This window comes from Micromonospora andamanensis (assembly GCF_016863495.1).
In the GTDB taxonomy this organism is placed as follows: Bacteria; Actinomycetota; Actinomycetes; order Mycobacteriales; family Micromonosporaceae; genus Micromonospora; species Micromonospora andamanensis.
This window is the reverse complement of the sequence record NZ_BOOZ01000012.1, coordinates 29,062-44,587: the sequence shown is the minus strand read 5'-3', so window position 1 is coordinate 44,587 and position 15,526 is coordinate 29,062. Positions and strand designations below refer to the sequence as shown.

Here is a 15,526-nt window from a genome sequence, read left to right as displayed (position 1 = left end):
GTCGTGTCGGACCGCGTGACCCGGTGGTCAGGCAGCTTTGAATACGGTGTCCAGGTGCCACTCGAGGTACTCGGCGTTGGGCCGGTCGGCCCGCCGCTCCGGAAGTGTGATGGACGTGCCGGCCTTCGCGTAGAACTGGTCGCCATTGCCGAATTCACTGCGCAATCGAGGGCTGACCATCAGGCGGAACTTGGGGTCCACACCCAGATATCCCCGGTCGAAGAGGATGTGCACGTCAGACTTGAGCAGCAGCCCGTTGTCGATCCGGTGCTCCCCGCCCTGTGGTAGCGGTCGGATGTGAGCCGCCTGCAACACCGGCTGGACCTTGTTGCCGGTGATGGCGCAACGCCGTCCGTAGGCGCCCAGCACTACGGCTTTGAATGACTGCTGGCCGAGGCGTTGCGGTACGAGTCGCGGGTCGCCGTACACAGGCCCGGGTCGATGCCAGGGCTCACTGAGGTCCACTTCGACGGTCAAGCCCAACAGGCGATGCAGCAGAAGGTCGAAGTACCTGGCCGTAGCGGGGTCGCCCAGGTCGTACGTCTTGCCCTGAACCACGTTGGACGCGAAACCCGGTGGCGGGCTGACCGTCGAATCATCGGAGAAGAAGGCGCTGTCACGTACGAAGATGCACCCGATGACGGGATCCTCGTCGAGTCCAATCGGCTGTTTACGATAGCGGCCGACGCTGCGACGCATCTCATCCAGGCTGGCGACGCCGTTGGCCTCGCCAAACAATTCCCAGGCCTCGGAGATCCTCAGCTGAGTGAAACCGCTGAAGAAGCCTCCGCCGACGATCCGGTTGAGCGGGTAGTGCGCCTTGAAGAAGAAGGGCTCACCAGGTGTGAGGGCCCGGAAGCTGCCGCCGGAGGGCCGCCAGAAGTTGACTTCGGTGAGGCCCGGACGCTCGGCCAGAAACCGGTACCACTTCTCGTCTGTCACGCCGACAAAGCCCTTCACGCCAATCAGCGTGCATCGGACTTGATCTACCCGCTACCCCCGAACGGTCGGTTTCGCGGATGTTGATGTCAGGGCTCCCGCATCCAGGTCTTCGGATCGGTCACGAAGACACCCTTCCCCTGCTGCCGCCGAATCACCCGCAACGCTTCGAGCCTTGCGTAGGCCATCTGCACGGTCCCGTGACTCACGTCGTAGGTCGCCCGCAACTCGGCAATCGAGGGCAGCCTGTCCCCCGGCTTCAACTTCTTGGACTCGACATCGGCGATCACATCGTCGGCGATGCGCCAGTAGTCCGGCACTTCTCGCATGGCACTCCTCGCGTGGCAATCCGATTCGATCACACCGCGACGCGCCTAACAAGCAGCGTTGACTCATCTAGCATGTCTAGATATGTTGGTTCCGGGCCGGTCCTCGCGTGGCAACGAGTTCGGCTCATCCCCCTGGTCGGGACGGGTGCGCGTGCCCGTCCCGACCCAGCAAGCTGCTCTGCCGTCGTACCGCCGAACTGGGCTGCGGCGGCCGAGCGGGCGGGCCGTGCGGACGCCGGCCACGCACGGCCCGCCCTTCCATGCACCACCGCACCGACCCTCCGTGTTCCCGACTGCCCGAGGAAAGGACCGTCGTGGCCCAGGTGTACCGAGGTGGTCGGCCCTTCGGGACCGGCTGTCCGACCCGGTTGACTCCGCACGAGGTGCGGACCCGCACTTTCGACAGGCGTCGTCGTGGGGTCGACCCCGATCAGGTACGCGAGTTCCAGGCCACGGTCGCCGACGAGCTGACCGATCTGTACCAGCAGATCCGCAGACTCGCCCAGGAGAACGACAGGCTCAAGCGGACGCTGCGCGACTGGCAGTCGATGCACGCCCGGCACTGCCGCCCGCCGAACCAGGGCCCCTGGTGACCGTCCGCCCCGAGCCCGGCGACCTGCTCCGGATCGACGGCCGGGCTTCGGTGCAGTTCGCCGGCGACCGGGCGCTGACCCTGCGTGTGGTGTCGATCAGCGACCACACCGGGTGTGTCAACGACAGGGGCGGGGCGTCGAGGGCCGGCGGGTCGCGAGGATGGCAAGGGTTTCCCGGCGTACGTCGTCGGGCTCGTGAATCAGGCGGCGGTGGGCGAAGCGGACCACCAGGATGCCGGCGGTCGCCAGCAGCGCGTCCCGGCGCAGGTCGATCTCGCGCTGTCGGGGGTCACCGTGAGTCGTTGCCCCGTCGAGTTCGATGTTGACCCGTTCCTGCTCGGCGAAGAGGTCGAGGTACAGGGTGCGGCGTCCGATCGTGATCCGCCCCTGTCGCTGGAACGCGGGCATGCCCGGGCCGATGAAGACGTGATCGTGCCCCCAGATTTCCAGCGGACTCCGGCAGCCATCGGCCAGCCGGATCAGCAACGTGTGCAGTGCCGCCCGGTCCGGCAGCTTCGACGCGTCGCGCAGGGCCGAGGCCACCCGCGCCGGTGTGGTGAGCCGGTCGTTGACGGCCTTTATGATCGGTGCCCGTTGCTCGGCGGGTGGCAGCAGCGGCCAGGCATCGACGAGGGTCTGCTCGATGCGGGTCACCGGGTGCCCCTGGCGCACCACCACCTGAGGCGGCTGGAGGGTGAGGTGGCGCCGCCTGTGGACCCGCGCACCGGGCTGACCGCGTAGGCCACTGTCGTTCGGTGCGCTCAGGTGCAGCAGGTCGGCGCTCGCCTGCTGGCGTAAGCCCCACAGATCCAAGGCGGTGAGGTGGCTGAACGCCGCCCGTCCTCGCGCCCAGGCGCACACCGCACGGCGGGCCACGGACGGGTCGAGTCGGTTGAGCGCGGGAGCGTCCCGGGGCCGGGCGACCAGCAGCTGCGCCGAGGCGAACACCCCGGGCAGCACGCGCACCAGGCCACCCGCCCGACACGCCTTCTGGAGAACCCACCGGGGCACCACCTGCTCGACGTCCGCCCTGGTCACCAGACCCCCGCTCCGCGCCAGCAACTCCCTCAGCACCGTGTTCACGCCACCGACCGTGCCGCCCCGCCCTCTTCCATCACCACCCCCTCCCCTGCGCCTGTGGATACGGAACCCGACTGTGGAAATCTCCCGTCAGCCAGAATCTGCTACAGCCAGCCGTTCTCCACGGGCACCCCCCGGATCCGGATCTGTGGCAGTGGAGGTGCTTCATGGTCGGCGTGTCGAGCACCGGGGCTGCCACGGATCGCAGGCGCGGGGCTGTGCGGGGTCGCAAGGTTGGACTGATCCCGTGGTTGGCGGGGGTCGCCGGTCCGGCGAAAGGTGGGGGTGATCCGATATAAGGGACGGATGGAGTTGCCGCCGTATCTGGCCACGATGCCGATGCACGCGATCACCGAGATGCACGGCGAGGCCGGGCTGCGGGAGCGGTTCCGGCTGGAGGTCGAGAGGTTCGGGGCCGCGGAGCGGCAACGGCTCGACGAGGCGTTGGAGCTGGCCACGCGGCTGCATCGCGATGATCGGCGGTCCCGGGAGCCGTACGTCAATCATCTGCTCCGGGTGGCGATCCGGATGATGCACCACTACCAGGTACGCGACGTCGATGTCATCGTCGCCGGCCTGCTGCACGACACGGTCGAGGACCATCCCGCCGAGCTGGTCGGCGACGGGAAGCTGAGCAGTGACGCGGGGCCGGGCAGAGGTGCGGGGCCGAGCAGCGGTGGGCAGCCGAGCCGCGGTGGGGAGCTGGCCGAGGACCTGACTGACGCGGCGTTGGGGGTGCTCGCCGCGCGGTTCGGGTCGCGGGTGGCGCGGCTGGTCGCGGCGGTCACCAACCCGCCCTGGGATCCTGGGCGGGACCGGTACGAGCAGTACCGGGAGCATGTCGCGGCAAGTCTGGAACGGGAACCCTGGGCTCGGGTCATCAAGGTCTCCGACTTCACCGACAACGGCGTCGGGGTGATCCATTCCGTCGGCCCGAAGGTCGAGTCGTCGGCCCGCAAGTACCGCCCGTTGGTGCCGGTGTACCGCGACCTCGTCACCCGTGCCGACACTCCCCTGTCGGAGCCGGTCAAGCGACACATCCTGGAGCAGCTCGACCTGGCCGAGCAACGCTTCAGCGCCATCCTCGACCAGCCCGCCCACCCTGCCTGAACCGGTCGATCACCGTTGGGCCGGGGCACCCGTATGTGGTGCGGTTGGCGGGTTGAGCCGGCTCACCAGGAGTTCGGCCTGGGCCACCGACCCGCCGCCGACCCCGAGTCCGCCACGGGCGGCACGGTAGAACCCGTCGCGTGCCTCGTTGGCCCGGTGCAGCAACGTGACCCGGTCGGCGTCGGCCTGACCGTCCCGGGCCAGCCGCTCGACCTCCCAGACACTGTCCCGCCAGGCCCGCGCCGCCGCCACCGTCGGCGCGTCGCCGAGCAGCAGCGTGTTCTCCCAGGCCAGGGTGTGCCGGAAGTCGGCCTCGGCGAGCGCGGCGAGCGCCTCGTCGCGGTCGACGTGACCGCCGATCAGCCGGCTGGCGATGGTGTGCGCCTCCTTCAGCGCACGAGCGAACTCGGCGTACGCGTCGAGCCGGCGCTCGTCCCAGCGCACCGTCTGGTTGCGTCGCCACCGGGACCTGTCCGCCAGTGACGTGGCGACGATCGTGCCGATGGTGCCGACCAGCACACCGAGCAGTGCCGGTAGCTGCGCAGCGAGACTGTCCATGGTCGCACAGCCTGGCAGCCGCCGGCAGCCATCGTCCACCCGCCGACAGTGGATCCGCGATGGGTACGATCGATGATCCAGGCCCTCCTCCGTTAGGAGCCCGGCATGGCCAGCCCGGATCCCGATCTCACCGCGAGCCTTGAGCCCATGGCCCGCAAGCCCTGATCGGCAGTGACGACCGTGAACCCGCTGACCCAGCTGTCCCTGTCCGAACTGCGGTGGCGGACCAGCGTCAAGTGGCGCCAGTACGCCGATGACGTGCTGCCCCTGTGGGTGGCCGAGATGGACGTGCCGTTGGCCGCGCCCGTCGCCGAGGCGCTGCACGACGCGGTCGGACGCGGCGACACCGGGTACGCCTACGGGACGGCGTACGCCGAGGCGCTCGGCGACTTCGCGGCCCGGCGGTGGGGCTGGTCCGAGCTGCCGGTCGACCGCGTCACAGTGGTGCCGGACGTGATGCTCGGCATCGTCGAGGTGCTGCGGCTGCTCACCGGGCCGGGCGACGCTGTCGTGTTCTGCTCACCCGTGTACCCACCGTTCTACGCCTTCGTCAGTCACGCCGACCGGCGGGTGGTCGAGGTGCCGCTCGGCGCGGACCGGCGGATGGACCTGTCGGCGCTGGACGAGGCGTTCCGGCGGGCCCGTGCGGGCGGCCGGCGGGCGGTCTTCCTGCTGTGCAACCCGCACAACCCGACAGGTGTCGTCCACCGCCGGGACGAACTCGACGCGCTCGCCGACCTCGCCGGCCGCCACGGGGTACGGGTGGTGTCCGACGAGATCCACGCGCCGCTGGTACTGCCCGGGGCGCGGTTCACGCCGTACCTCACGGTGCCCGGCGCGGAGGACGCGTTCGCCCTGCTGTCCGCGTCGAAGGCGTGGAACCTGGCCGGGCTGAAGGCGGCGCTCGTGGTGGCGGGCCGGCACGCGGTGACGGACCTGCGGCGGATGCCGGAGGAGGTCGGCCACGGGCCGAGTCATCTGGGCGTCATCGCGCACACTGCGGCTTTCCGCGACGGCGGTGACTGGTTGGACGGTCTGCTGGACGGCCTCGACGAGAACCGCGACCTGCTGGAGTCGCTGCTGGCGCGGCACGCACCGAAAATTCGCCACCACCGGCCCGAGGGCACCTACCTCGCCTGGCTGGACTGCACCGCACTCGGCATCGACAGCGGGCCGGTCGACGACGAGCCCGGCATGGTGACCGATGTCGCCGGGCCGGCGGCGCTGTTCCTCGACCGGGCGCGGGTCGCCCTCAGCTCCGGGCACGTCTTCGGCACCGGCGGTGCCGGCTTCGTACGGCTCAACTTCGCCACCTCACCGGAGATCCTGACCGAGGCGGTGACCCGGATGGGCCGCGCCGTCACCGAGCACCACAGGACGGCCCGCTAGCGCGGCGGACGGGTCAGGCGAAGAAACCGGCGCGCAGGTTGATGCCGTGTTCGATCCACGCCTTCAGGCAGCAGAGCATCTGGGTCCAGCCCTGGCAGTTGCCGTACGAGGCTTCCTGACCCTCGGCGGTGGGCCGCCACCCCTGCTCGGCGATGGTGACCAGGGTCCGATCCTCACCGAGGGCCTCGAACTCCATGGTGACTGTGGTGGAGTAGGACGCGCCGGCGACCGGCTCGTCGGTGGTGGACTGGGCACCGTCGGCCGCCTCCCAGCGCAGCACGATCCGCCGGTCCTGCTCCACCTCGACCACCTCGACCGGGAACGCTCCGGGGAAGTCGGCGAAATCCCAGCTAACGGTGGCACCGGTGACCAGTCGGCCCTTCGCGCCCCCGGTGGTGAAGTACTGGGAGAGCTGGTCGGGGTCGGCCACTGCTTCGAACACCTCGTGCACCGGACGGCTGATCCGCCCGGCGATCTTGAACCGCAGGTCCACGGCAGGCCCCTCTCGCATCGTCGACATGTTATAGCTTTATAACATGTCGAGTCGTCGTGGCGAGCCTTCCCGCCCGGATCCGGTCGATGAGGACCGCGTTTTCAAGGCGCTGGCGTCGTCCACCCGGCGGCAACTCCTCGACGCGCTCAAGGACCAGTCACGCACCACAGGTGATCTCTGCGAACGGTTCCCGCAGCTGGACCGCTGCACGGTGATGCAGCACCTGCGGGTGCTGGAGGCGGCCGGGCTGGTCATCGCCCAGCGCAAGGGCCGCGAGCGGTGGAACCACCTCGACCCGCTACCGATCAAGCACATCCACGACCGGTGGATCGGCGACTACGCCAGCGCCGCAGTGGGGTTGCTGGCCACGCTCAAGAGCGACCTGGAAAGCCGCGCGCCCGGCCACCGGGACGGGTGACCGGGCGCGCCGGGGCGATCACTTTCGGTCGGGCGCCGGCCCGTTGTCGTTGAACCGGAAGCTGCTCGTGGGTGGCGCGTCGCCCAGCTCCTCCAGGATCAGCCCGGAGTCCCGCGAGGTCCGCAGGTAGGCCGAGTTGTTGCTGATCAGGAAGCCCTCGTCCGCGTCGGCGGCGGAGATGGTGAACTGCTGCCGTGGCTCGCCCTCCCGGCAGGCGGCACCCTCCACCACCAGCGGCCGGCCGCCGCCCGGGTTGAGCGCCTGCCAGCAGACCGGCTCGCCGGTGCCGGGGCCACCACCGGCCGAACGGTACGACTTGATCAGAAAGTTCTGCCCGGTCAGCGGGGTCGGCACGAACAACTGCCGGCCGCTGTCGTCGTCCACCTCGGCGAGGCGGTCGTCATCGGTCAACGACAGTCCCGCCTCGAACCCGTCGACCCGGGTGATGGTGATCTGGCGGGTGCCGGACAGCACCGCCGGGGTGGCGGTCGGCGCCGGGCTGGCCGACTCCGAGGCCGTGGGCGTGGGTGCTCCGGTGGGGGTCACCTCGGTGATCGGCGTACCGGTGGCCGTCGGTGACGCGGAGACCTCGTCTGTCGCACTCGTTCCACCGCAGCCTGCGGCCCCGACGGCCAACGCCACCAGCCCCGCTCCGGCGAACCAGTTTCGTATCGACATTCCTCGCTCCTCATCCCGGCCGCGCCGGTCCCTCTGGTCGGCATACCGCGCCCCCACGGCCGTCCTCCTTGATCGACGTACCCGGGAGGCGGCGCAGGTATGCGGCGGCGTCCGGGTTGCTACTCAGGTCGTAAGTCGAATGCCGTCCTGCGCCAGATGTCGCGCCGACGGCGCTCGCGCAGGCTGGCACCAGGCCCCAGGGGACGTCGTACGGAACCTCTCCGGACACCCAAGCGGCCCGGAAGGTGGCAGCGGACCGTGACCCACGAGACCGTGACCCGACCCCGCTCACCCCGACACCTCTCGCGTCGCGTACGAATCGGCGCGGCCCTGGCCACGGCGGTCGCCGTCGCCGCGACGGTGGCGGGGTGCGGCACGTCGCAGACCGACCCGGCACCACCCGCCCCCGCGCCAGCCGCCCCGGCCGCGCTTACCGGCGCGAACGTCGACACCTGGCTCGACGGGCTGCTGCCGGCCGCGCTGGCCCGCACCGGCGTCGCGGGGGCGAGCGTCGCCGTGGTCCGGGACGGCGAGATCCTCACCGCCCGGGGATACGGACACGCCGACACCGGCGACGACGGTACGGACGCGGTACCTGTCGACCCCGACCGGCACCTGTTCCGGGTCGGATCGGTGTCCAAGCTGGTCACCGCCACGGCGGTGCTGCAACTCGTGCAGGACGGCACGCTCGACCTGGACACCGACGTCGCCGAGTATCTCGACTTCACCGTGCCGCGCCGCTATCCGCAGGCTGTCACGCTGCGGCACCTGCTGACCCACACCGCCGGATTCGAGGAGCGGATCGCCGGCCTGATCGGCACCGCCGGCACCGACGTCGACCTGCGGGCCGCCCTGGCCGACGACCCGCCGGAGCAGATCTACGAGCCGGGCACGGTGCCGGCCTACTCCAACTACGGCAACGCGCTGGCCGGGTACATCGTGCAGCGGGCCAGTGGCACCCGCTTCGAGGAGTACGTCTACGGCAACGTCCTGGCCCGCGCCGGCATGACCTCGTCCAGCTTCGAACAGCCGCTGCCGGCTCAGCTGAGCGACCGAATGTCCAACGGGTACGAACGAGTCGGCGCGCCCGCCGCGCCGTTCGAGATCGTGGGAACTCCCCCGGCCGGCGCGCTCAGCGCCCCGGCGACGGACATGGCCCGGTTCATGCTCGCCCAACTGGGTGAACAGGTGGGCGAGGCGCCGCTGCTCGACCCGGCCACGCGGGAGCTGATGCAGCGTCCGGCGCTCGACGCGAACTCGCTGGGCACGCTCGCCGACGGCCCCCGGATGACGCTCGGCTACTTCGAGGAGAACCGCAACGGGCACCGCATCCTCGGGCACGGCGGGGACACCCTGTACTTCCACTCCCACCTCCAGCTCTACCCCGACGACCGGACCGGCATCTACCTCTCGCTGAACAGCACCGGGGAGAGCGCGCTGGGCAGCCACGAACTGCGGCAGGCCGTGCTGAACGGCTTCGCCGACCGCTACTTCCCGGCCGAGCCCACCCAACCGGGCGAGGGCACGCAGCCCGTCGAAAGCACGCAACCGGCCGAAGGCACGCAGGCCGCCGAAGGCACGCAGCCGGCCGAGGGCACGCAGCCGGCCGGGCGTACGCGACCGGCCGCTGGTGTCGACGCGGCCACCTCGGCCGAGCACGCCCAGCTGGCCGCCGGCACGTACGAGAGTTCGCGGACGGTGCACAGCAACTTCCTGACCCTGATGGGTCTGGTCGGGCGTACCACTGTCAGCGTCACCGACGGCGACCGGCTGCTGTTCGAGCCCGCGCCGCTGTCCGACACTCCCGCGGTGTACGAGGAGGTCTCGCCGTGGGTGTGGCGCGAGGTCGGCGGGCAGCGAACCGTGGCGATGCGGGTGGCCGACGGCCAGGTGGCGGCGATCAGCTTCGACTCCGCGTTCGCGCTGCTGCCGGTGCCGGCCGAACGCGACTCGGCACTTGTCTTGACGGTGCTCGCCACGTCCACTGTCGTGCTGCTGCTCGTGGTTCTCTCCTGGCCGGTACGGGCCGTCGTCCGCCGCCGCCTCGGTCGCGCACCCCGGAACCGGGCCGGCCGGACCGCCCGGGTCCTCACCCGGGTCGCCGTGGCCGGTGCGCTGCTCGCCCTCGCCGGCTGGACGGTGAGCGTGGTCAGCATCATGGGCCTGCGGGAGGTTCCCGAGGCGAGCCTGCGCGTGGTGCAGCTGATGCAGCTGATCGGCCTGCTCGGCGTGCTCCCGGCCGCCGTCCGGCTGGTCGACGACCTCCGCCGCCGGGCCGGCTGGCAACGGATCGCCGGCAGCGTCGCGGTGCTGCTCGCGCTGGCTGGCACGGGTTGGTTCGCCGTCGAGTTCAGGTTGCTGGCCCCTAGCATCTCCTACTGACCGACACGAACCGGGATGCCCCGGAGCGAGGATGGCCAACGCATGTCCGACCACAGCGGCACCGTCACGGACGCCGTCGACGTCCCGGGCCCACCCCGGCTGACCAGGTGGTTCGACGAGCGACTGACCCGGGCCGGGGTGACCGGCCGATTCGCTCGGGACTGCCTGCTCGCGGCACTGCTCACCGTACTGACGTTTCTTGGTCTGACGTTGTTGTTCCGGTTCGTGGCGCCTGCGGAGGGGCTCACCTTCAGCCCGGCGCGGGTCTGGCTGGTCATCGCCCTGTGCACCGGGCAGGCGATGCTGCTGTGCCTGCGTCGGGTCCGGCCACTGCTCTGCCTCGCGCTCGTCGTCAGTGTCCAGGTGGCGGTCATCGTCCTCTCGGTGCCGGAGGCGGCGATCCGCGGCATCGCGCCGTTCGTCGCGGCGTACACAGTCGGCGTGGTGCTGCCGGTGCGCATCGCGCTGCTGGCTGCCGGGGCGGCCGTGGTGGTGGAGACGTCAGGTGTGGCGGTGGCGGTGCGGGCTGCCGATGCGGCCGACTTCGTCGTCGGCGGGCCCGGCCCGGGACCGCTCGCCACGACAGTCGGACACCTTGCCACAAGCGCGTTGGTCTACGTCGGTCTGGTCCTCCTCGGCAGCTACGTGGCCACCTACCGGCGCTACCTGCACCTGGTGCGGGTCCGGGCGGACGAGGCGGTGCGGGCGCAGCAGGCCACGGTGCGCGCCGCGATCGGCGCGGAACGTGCCCGGATGGCCCGGGAGTTGCACGACGTCGCCGCCCATCACCTGTCCGGCATGGTGGTGCAGGCGGCGGCGGCCGAGCGGCTGATCGATCCTGACCCGTCGGCGGCGAAGGCGGCGGTGAGCTGGATCCGCTCCCAGGGCAAGGAGACCCTCGACAATCTCCGACTCGTGGTGGGCGTGCTGCGCGGTCGGCCCGGCGACAGCGACGACAACGCTCCGGTGCCCGGGTTGGCCATGCTCGACGATCTCGTACGCGACGCCCGGCAGCTCGGCAGCCCCGTCGAGTTCGTCCGGGACGGGCAGCACCGCGACGTGCCGCCGATCGCCGACGTCGCGCTGTTCCGGATCGTCCAGGAGTCCCTCTCCAACGCCCGCCAGCACGCCCCGGGCGCGCCGGTCCGCGTGGAGCTGCGCTTCCTGCCCCGCAAGGTCTCCCTTGAGGTGCGTAACGACCGGCCGACGCGGCGGCCCGAGCCCAGATCCTCGGACACCTGTGGGGTCGGTCTGGTGGGTATGCGCGAGCGGGCGCACCTGATCGGCGCGCAGTTCGCCGCCGGCCCGACGGCGACCGGCGGGTGGTCGGTCACGGTGACGGTGCCGACGACAGACGATGCCCGCGCCACCGGGGCGACGGCGACCGTGAACGGAGACCACCAGAGATGATCACAGTGATGCTCGTCGACGACCAGTCGGTCGTGCGGGCCGGCTTCCGCGTCATCCTCGAACAGGCCGGCGACATCGAGGTGGTGGGTGAGGCGTCGAGCGGGTCGTCGGCCGTCGAGCTGGCCCGCCGGCTCCGCCCGGAGGTCATCTGCATGGACGTACGCATGCCCGGTGGCGACGGGCTCACCGCGACCCGCCGGATCGTCACCGAGGCGGTCGGGTCGCCGCCGGCCGTGCTGGTGGTCACCACTTTCGACCTCGACGAGTACGTCTTCGGCGCGCTGGAGTCCGGCGCCAGCGGTTTCATCCTCAAGGACTGCGAGCCGGAGGAGCTGATCGAGGCGGTCCGCCGCCTCGCCGACGGGCAGGGGCTGGTTGACCAGGCCGTCACCCGACGCGTGATAACCGAGTTCGCCCGCCGTACCCCGGCACCGGCGACCGATGCCGCAGCGGCGCACCAGCTCACCGCGCGGGAGGTCGAGATCATCGGCCTGCTCGCCCGAGGGCTGTCGAACGTCGAGATCGCCGACGAGCTGTTCATCGAGACCAGCACGGTCAAGTCGCACCTCGGCCGCGCGATGGCGAAGATCGGCGTACGGGACCGGCTCCAGACTGTCGTCTGGGCCTACCGCAACGGCGTCGCGCCACGTTGACCCCAGGCGCGCCGCCGGCTGCATACCCAGTATGCTCGCCTGCCATGCGACCGTAACCCGGCAACCGACACGTGGCGCTCGCCGCCGTCCTGGGTGGCGCGCTGCTCGGCTCTGTCGACTTTCTCTGGATCAAGTATCTGCCGTATGCCGTCGGCAACCTGGGCAACTCCAGTGCGGTGTGGGCGGTTGCCGCCTTCGTCTTCGGCTGCTGGGTCCGGTCGGGCCGGCTGCGCGCGGCGATCGGTGCCGCCGCCGGGCTCGTGATCGCGGTACCCAGCTACTACGTCACGGCGGCGCTGGTGCAGGGCGACGACTGGGCGGTGCTGTGGGCACCGACATCCCTTCTCTGGATGTGTTTCGGTGTCCTCGCCGGGATGCTCCTCGGCATCGCCGGGGTGTGGACGCGCGGGCCGGGTTGGCGACAGGTGGTCGGCCCCGCCCTGCCGGCAGCCGTGCTGTTCGCCGAGGCCGGCCTGGAGATCCGCCGGATCGGCGAGCCCGACTACGGCGACGATCCGGTCTGGGACGCCCTGATCAGGATCGCGCTCGGCCTGCTGGTCCTCGCCCTGGCCGGGCGTACGAACCGGCAACGCGCGCTGGCGCTCGTCGCGGCGTTACCGCTGGCGCTCGCGGGCCTGGCGGCATTCCTGCTGGCCGGCTTCCGCTGAACCCCACCCAGCGACCTCCCGGGCGCGGGCGCCCGGCGGCGGCACTCAGGCGAGGGACAGGAAGAGCTTTTCCATCTGTTCGAGGTTGGCCTTGCGGTCCTCCCCGGCGGAGCCGCTGACGCACTGCTCCAGCCCGCTCGCGATGATCTTGAATCCGGCCCGGTCCAACGCGCGCGATACCGCCGCCAGCTGGGTCACCACCTCGGCGCAGTCCCGGCCGTCCTCGAGCATGCCGATGACACCACGAATCTGCCCCTCGGCACGGCGCAGTCGCTTGACCACGTCACCTACCGCGTCCTCGTCGACCTGCATCCCCCACCCCTTCCGGCTCGTCGAACAACAGTACACCCGGGGGTATTTCCCGACCGGTGGTCGAGAGCACCACAGGCGGCCGTTTGCGATTCTCCGATCCCTGGTCAATACTCGGAACCAGATACCCCCCGGGGTATGTCGCCGAAACTCAGGATGGAGTGTTCCGTGACCACCAGCAGTTCGCCGACCATCGACGTGCCGACCACACGAGCACTGATCGCCAACAACCCCGACGTGCTGATCGTCGACGTGCGTACCCCTGGCGAGTTCGAGACCGCGCACGTCCCCGCCTCGATCAACCTGCCGCTCGACCAGGTCGACGCGCACCTGGGTCGGATCGTCAACGACGCGGGCGGCCGGATCCTGCTGATGTGTCAGTCCGGCGGCCGGGCCACCGCGGCCTGCGCCCGACTTGCCGGCGCCGGCCTGACCGACGCCACGGTCATCACCGGTGGCATGAACGCCTGGGTCGCCGCGGGCGGACCTGTCGAGCGCGGCCGCCAGCGGTGGAGCCTGGAACGCCAGGTCCGCCTCGTCGCCGGCGGTCTCGTCCTGCTCGCCGTGGTGGCCAGTGTCTGGGTGCCCGCTGCCCGGTTCGTGGCCGGCTTCATCGGCGCCGGCCTGACCTTCGCGGCGCTTACCGACACCTGCGCGATGGGCGCGATGCTGTCCCGGCTGCCCTACAACCGCGGCGCCGGTTGTGACGTGGACCAGTCCCTCGCCCGCCTGCGCAACGAGCGGCAGCAGGCATGAACGCTTCGGAGTACGTCCGGCAGGACCGCTCCGGCCCGGCCCGGGTGGTGCCCCTGCTCGGGTGGTTGCGCCACTACGACCGCCGTACGCTGCGCCACGACCTGATCGCCGGGGTGACAGTGGCGGTCATGCTGGTCCCGCAGAGCATGGCTTATGCCGCGCTGGCCGGCATGCCCCCGGTGACCGGGCTCTACGCCTCGGTGGTGCCGCTGCTTGTCTACGCATTGCTGGGCAGTTCCGGATCGCTTGCCGTCGGGCCGGTGGCGATCACCGCGTTGATGACCGGAACCGCACTGGCGCCCCTGGCCCACGGCGACCCCGCCCGGTACGCGGCCCTCGCCGGCCTGCTCGCCCTGTTGGTCGGCGCGATCCAGGTGCTGATGGGGGTGCTCCGGCTCGGTGCCTTGGTCAACTTCATGTCCCACTCGGTGCTGTCCGGCTTCACCTCCGCCGCCGCGATAGTCATCGCGGCCAGCCAGGTGAAAGACCTGCTCGGCCTCGACGCCGGGCGCGCGGAGACGTTTCCGGAGATCGCCGCGTCGATCTGGCGGTCGGTCACCACCGTCCATCCGCTGACGGTCCTGGTCTCCCTGACGAGCGTCGCCGGCCTGCTGCTGCTGCGCCGCTACCTGCCGAAACTGCCAGGCGCCCTGCTGGTGGTGGCGGGCATCACGGCGGTCAGCGCCGGGTTCTCCCTCGGTACACAGGGCGTACGGATCCTCACCGAGGTTCCCGGTGGGCTGCCCGCGCCGGCCGTCCCCGCGCTCGGCGGCTCGGACGTGGCGGCGTTGCTGCCGGCGGCCGTGGCGATCGCACTTGTCGCCTACATGGAGGGCATCGCCGTGGCCAAGTCCCTCGCGGCGCGCAGCCGCCAGCAGATCAGCCCCAACCAGGAACTCGCGGCTGTCGGTTCGGCAAACGTCGCGGCCGGCCTGTTCCAGGCGTTCCCGGTGGCCGGCGGCTTCTCCCGCAGTGCGGTGAACTTCTCCGCCGGGGCACGCACGCCCGTGGCCAGCGTGGTCACCGCCCTGGTGGTGGCCCTGACCGCGGTGTTCCTGACACCGGCCTTCCACCACCTGCCCAAGGCGGTGCTCGCCGCGATCGTGGTGGTGGCGGTGCTCGGGCTCGTCGACCGCCGGTCGGCGGTGACCGCGTGGCGGACCCGCCGCTCGGACGGTCTGACCCTCGCCCTCACCTTCGTGGTCACCCTGCTGTTCGGGGTCGAGCCAGGTCTCGCCGCCGGTGTGGCCTTCGGCCTGGCGGTGTTCCTGTGGCGCTCCGCCCGGCCGCACCTGGCCGAACTCGGCCGGGTGCCGGGCACGCAGACGTACCGCAACGTGGCGCGCTACGCCGGCCTGGTCACCGACCCTCGGGTCGCGATCGTCCGGGTGGACGGACCGCTGTACTTCGCCAACGCCCAGTTCCTGGAGGACCGGCTGCTCGGCCTGGCCGAGCAGCGGCCGGAACTGACGGCACTGGTGCTCGACGCGAGCGCGATGAGCGACACCGATGCCGACGGTGCCCATGCCGTCGCCGAGCTGCGCCAGCGTCTCGCGGCCCACGGCGTGGCGCTGCACCTGGCGACGGTCCGTGGGCCGGTGCGCGACCTGCTCGGCCGGGCCGGCGGGTGGCAGACGATGCACGGGGACGGCCAGGTGCACGCCGACCTCACCGCCGCGCTGGCAGCCACCGGCGCAAGGGTGGCACACCAGGTGGGCGACACGCCCGCGCGGCCACCCTCACCACAGGAGGTGTTCTAGC

General features: G+C 71.0%; 17 protein-coding genes. 10 read left to right on the top strand and 7 right to left on the bottom strand.

Annotated elements, in window-relative coordinates; all coding sequences use genetic code 11:
* Positions 1-27 precede the first annotated feature (27 nt).
* Both Van01_RS12785 and Van01_RS12780 read right to left on the bottom strand, forming a co-directional pair.
* Entirely contained in the window at positions 28-960 is a 933-nt protein-coding gene (locus Van01_RS12785) for an HNH endonuclease (protein ID WP_239099042.1), read from the bottom strand.
* A gap of 68 nt (positions 961-1,028) precedes the next feature.
* Complete coding sequence (locus Van01_RS12780) at positions 1,029-1,268, bottom strand: winged helix-turn-helix domain-containing protein (protein WP_204006293.1); 240 nt, start codon at positions 1,266-1,268, stop codon at positions 1,029-1,031.
* A 260-nt stretch (positions 1,269-1,528) separates the two neighbouring features.
* On the opposite strand from Van01_RS12780, the gene Van01_RS33005 reads away from it, so the two are divergent.
* Positions 1,529-1,861, top strand: a complete 333-nt coding sequence (locus Van01_RS33005; protein ID WP_204006292.1) for a DivIVA domain-containing protein — start codon at positions 1,529-1,531, stop codon at positions 1,859-1,861.
* 117 nt (positions 1,862-1,978) lie between these two features.
* Here the strand turns inward: Van01_RS33005 and Van01_RS12770 are convergent, their stop codons facing one another.
* Positions 1,979-2,944 (bottom strand): DUF559 domain-containing protein, encoded by a 966-nt coding sequence (locus Van01_RS12770; RefSeq protein WP_204006291.1) that lies wholly within the window; start codon positions 2,942-2,944, stop codon positions 1,979-1,981.
* A gap of 303 nt (positions 2,945-3,247) precedes the next feature.
* Here Van01_RS12770 and Van01_RS12765 point away from each other — a divergent pair, with 303 nt between their 5' ends.
* Entirely contained in the window at positions 3,248-4,051 is an 804-nt protein-coding gene (locus Van01_RS12765; RefSeq protein WP_204006290.1) for an HD domain-containing protein, read from the top strand.
* Positions 4,052-4,060: 9 nt separating this feature from the next.
* On the opposite strand, the gene Van01_RS12760 is transcribed toward Van01_RS12765, so the two are convergent.
* Positions 4,061-4,609, bottom strand: coding sequence for a hypothetical protein (locus tag Van01_RS12760; RefSeq protein ID WP_204006289.1), 549 nt, complete (start codon positions 4,607-4,609; stop codon positions 4,061-4,063).
* Between the two features lie 171 nt (positions 4,610-4,780).
* On the opposite strand from Van01_RS12760, the gene Van01_RS12755 reads away from it, so the two are divergent.
* A complete protein-coding gene (locus Van01_RS12755) occupies positions 4,781-5,998 on the top strand; it encodes a MalY/PatB family protein (protein ID WP_204006288.1) in 1,218 nt (405 codons plus the stop codon).
* A gap of 13 nt (positions 5,999-6,011) precedes the next feature.
* On the opposite strand, the gene Van01_RS12750 is transcribed toward Van01_RS12755, so the two are convergent.
* Positions 6,012-6,509, bottom strand: coding sequence for an SRPBCC family protein (locus Van01_RS12750; protein WP_239099040.1), 498 nt, complete (start codon positions 6,507-6,509; stop codon positions 6,012-6,014).
* A gap of 25 nt (positions 6,510-6,534) precedes the next feature.
* Between Van01_RS12750 and Van01_RS12745 the strand changes: the two genes are divergently transcribed.
* Entirely contained in the window at positions 6,535-6,909 is a 375-nt protein-coding gene (locus Van01_RS12745; RefSeq protein ID WP_204006287.1) for an ArsR/SmtB family transcription factor, read from the top strand.
* An 18-nt stretch (positions 6,910-6,927) separates the two neighbouring features.
* On the opposite strand, the gene Van01_RS12740 is transcribed toward Van01_RS12745, so the two are convergent.
* The gene (locus Van01_RS12740) at positions 6,928-7,587 is read right to left on the bottom strand and encodes a hypothetical protein (RefSeq protein ID WP_204006286.1); all 660 of its coding nucleotides are present in this window, start codon (positions 7,585-7,587) and stop codon (positions 6,928-6,930) included.
* 258 nt (positions 7,588-7,845) lie between these two features.
* Here Van01_RS12740 and Van01_RS12735 point away from each other — a divergent pair, with 258 nt between their 5' ends.
* The 4 genes from Van01_RS12735 (at position 7,846) to Van01_RS12720 (ending at position 12,700) form a co-directional block, all read left to right on the top strand.
* Positions 7,846-9,969 carry a serine hydrolase gene (locus Van01_RS12735; RefSeq protein ID WP_204006284.1) on the top strand — a complete coding sequence of 708 codons (2,124 nt, stop codon included), beginning with the start codon at positions 7,846-7,848 and terminating at the stop codon, positions 9,967-9,969.
* 42 nt (positions 9,970-10,011) lie between these two features.
* On the top strand, positions 10,012-11,379 hold the full coding sequence (locus Van01_RS12730) for a sensor histidine kinase (RefSeq protein ID WP_204006282.1): 1,368 nt from the start codon (positions 10,012-10,014) through the stop codon (positions 11,377-11,379).
* On the top strand, positions 11,376-12,032 hold the full coding sequence (locus Van01_RS12725; protein WP_204006280.1) for a response regulator: 657 nt from the start codon (positions 11,376-11,378) through the stop codon (positions 12,030-12,032). The genes Van01_RS12730 and Van01_RS12725 overlap by 4 nt, the downstream gene beginning before the upstream one ends.
* Positions 12,033-12,103: 71 nt before the next feature.
* A complete protein-coding gene (locus Van01_RS12720) occupies positions 12,104-12,700 on the top strand; it encodes a DUF6518 family protein (RefSeq protein ID WP_204006278.1) in 597 nt (198 codons plus the stop codon).
* 45 nt (positions 12,701-12,745) lie between these two features.
* Here the strand turns inward: Van01_RS12720 and Van01_RS12715 are convergent, their stop codons facing one another.
* Positions 12,746-13,012 (bottom strand): metal-sensitive transcriptional regulator, encoded by a 267-nt coding sequence (locus Van01_RS12715; protein ID WP_099846331.1) that lies wholly within the window; start codon positions 13,010-13,012, stop codon positions 12,746-12,748.
* Positions 13,013-13,177: 165 nt separating this feature from the next.
* Here Van01_RS12715 and Van01_RS12710 point away from each other — a divergent pair, with 165 nt between their 5' ends.
* Both Van01_RS12710 and Van01_RS12705 read left to right on the top strand, forming a co-directional pair.
* Positions 13,178-13,765, top strand: coding sequence for a rhodanese-like domain-containing protein (locus tag Van01_RS12710; protein ID WP_239099039.1), 588 nt, complete (start codon positions 13,178-13,180; stop codon positions 13,763-13,765).
* The gene (locus tag Van01_RS12705) at positions 13,762-15,525 is read left to right on the top strand and encodes a SulP family inorganic anion transporter (protein ID WP_204006276.1); all 1,764 of its coding nucleotides are present in this window, start codon (positions 13,762-13,764) and stop codon (positions 15,523-15,525) included. The genes Van01_RS12710 and Van01_RS12705 overlap by 4 nt, the downstream gene beginning before the upstream one ends.
* Position 15,526 lies beyond the last annotated feature (1 nt).

What these genes read in the sequence shown, in the direction of transcription:
- Van01_RS12725 (WP_204006280.1), top strand. Translation starts at nt 11,376, where the DNA reads ATGATCACAGTGATGCTCGTCGACGACCAGTCGGTCGTGCGGGCCGGC.
- Van01_RS12760 (WP_204006289.1), bottom strand. Translation starts at nt 4,609, where the DNA reads ATGGACAGTCTCGCTGCGCAGCTACCGGCACTGCTCGGTGTGCTGGTC.
- Van01_RS33005 (WP_204006292.1), top strand. Translation starts at nt 1,529, where the DNA reads ATGCACCACCGCACCGACCCTCCGTGTTCCCGACTGCCCGAGGAAAGG.
- Van01_RS12740 (WP_204006286.1), bottom strand. Translation starts at nt 7,587, where the DNA reads ATGTCGATACGAAACTGGTTCGCCGGAGCGGGGCTGGTGGCGTTGGCC.
- Van01_RS12745 (WP_204006287.1), top strand. Translation starts at nt 6,535, where the DNA reads ATGTCGAGTCGTCGTGGCGAGCCTTCCCGCCCGGATCCGGTCGATGAG.
- Van01_RS12705 (WP_204006276.1), top strand. Translation starts at nt 13,762, where the DNA reads ATGAACGCTTCGGAGTACGTCCGGCAGGACCGCTCCGGCCCGGCCCGG.
- Van01_RS12780 (WP_204006293.1), bottom strand. Translation starts at nt 1,268, where the DNA reads ATGCGAGAAGTGCCGGACTACTGGCGCATCGCCGACGATGTGATCGCC.
- Van01_RS12750 (WP_239099040.1), bottom strand. Translation starts at nt 6,509, where the DNA reads ATGCGAGAGGGGCCTGCCGTGGACCTGCGGTTCAAGATCGCCGGGCGG.
- Van01_RS12730 (WP_204006282.1), top strand. Translation starts at nt 10,012, where the DNA reads ATGTCCGACCACAGCGGCACCGTCACGGACGCCGTCGACGTCCCGGGC.
- Van01_RS12715 (WP_099846331.1), bottom strand. Translation starts at nt 13,012, where the DNA reads ATGCAGGTCGACGAGGACGCGGTAGGTGACGTGGTCAAGCGACTGCGC.
- Van01_RS12765 (WP_204006290.1), top strand. Translation starts at nt 3,248, where the DNA reads ATGGAGTTGCCGCCGTATCTGGCCACGATGCCGATGCACGCGATCACC.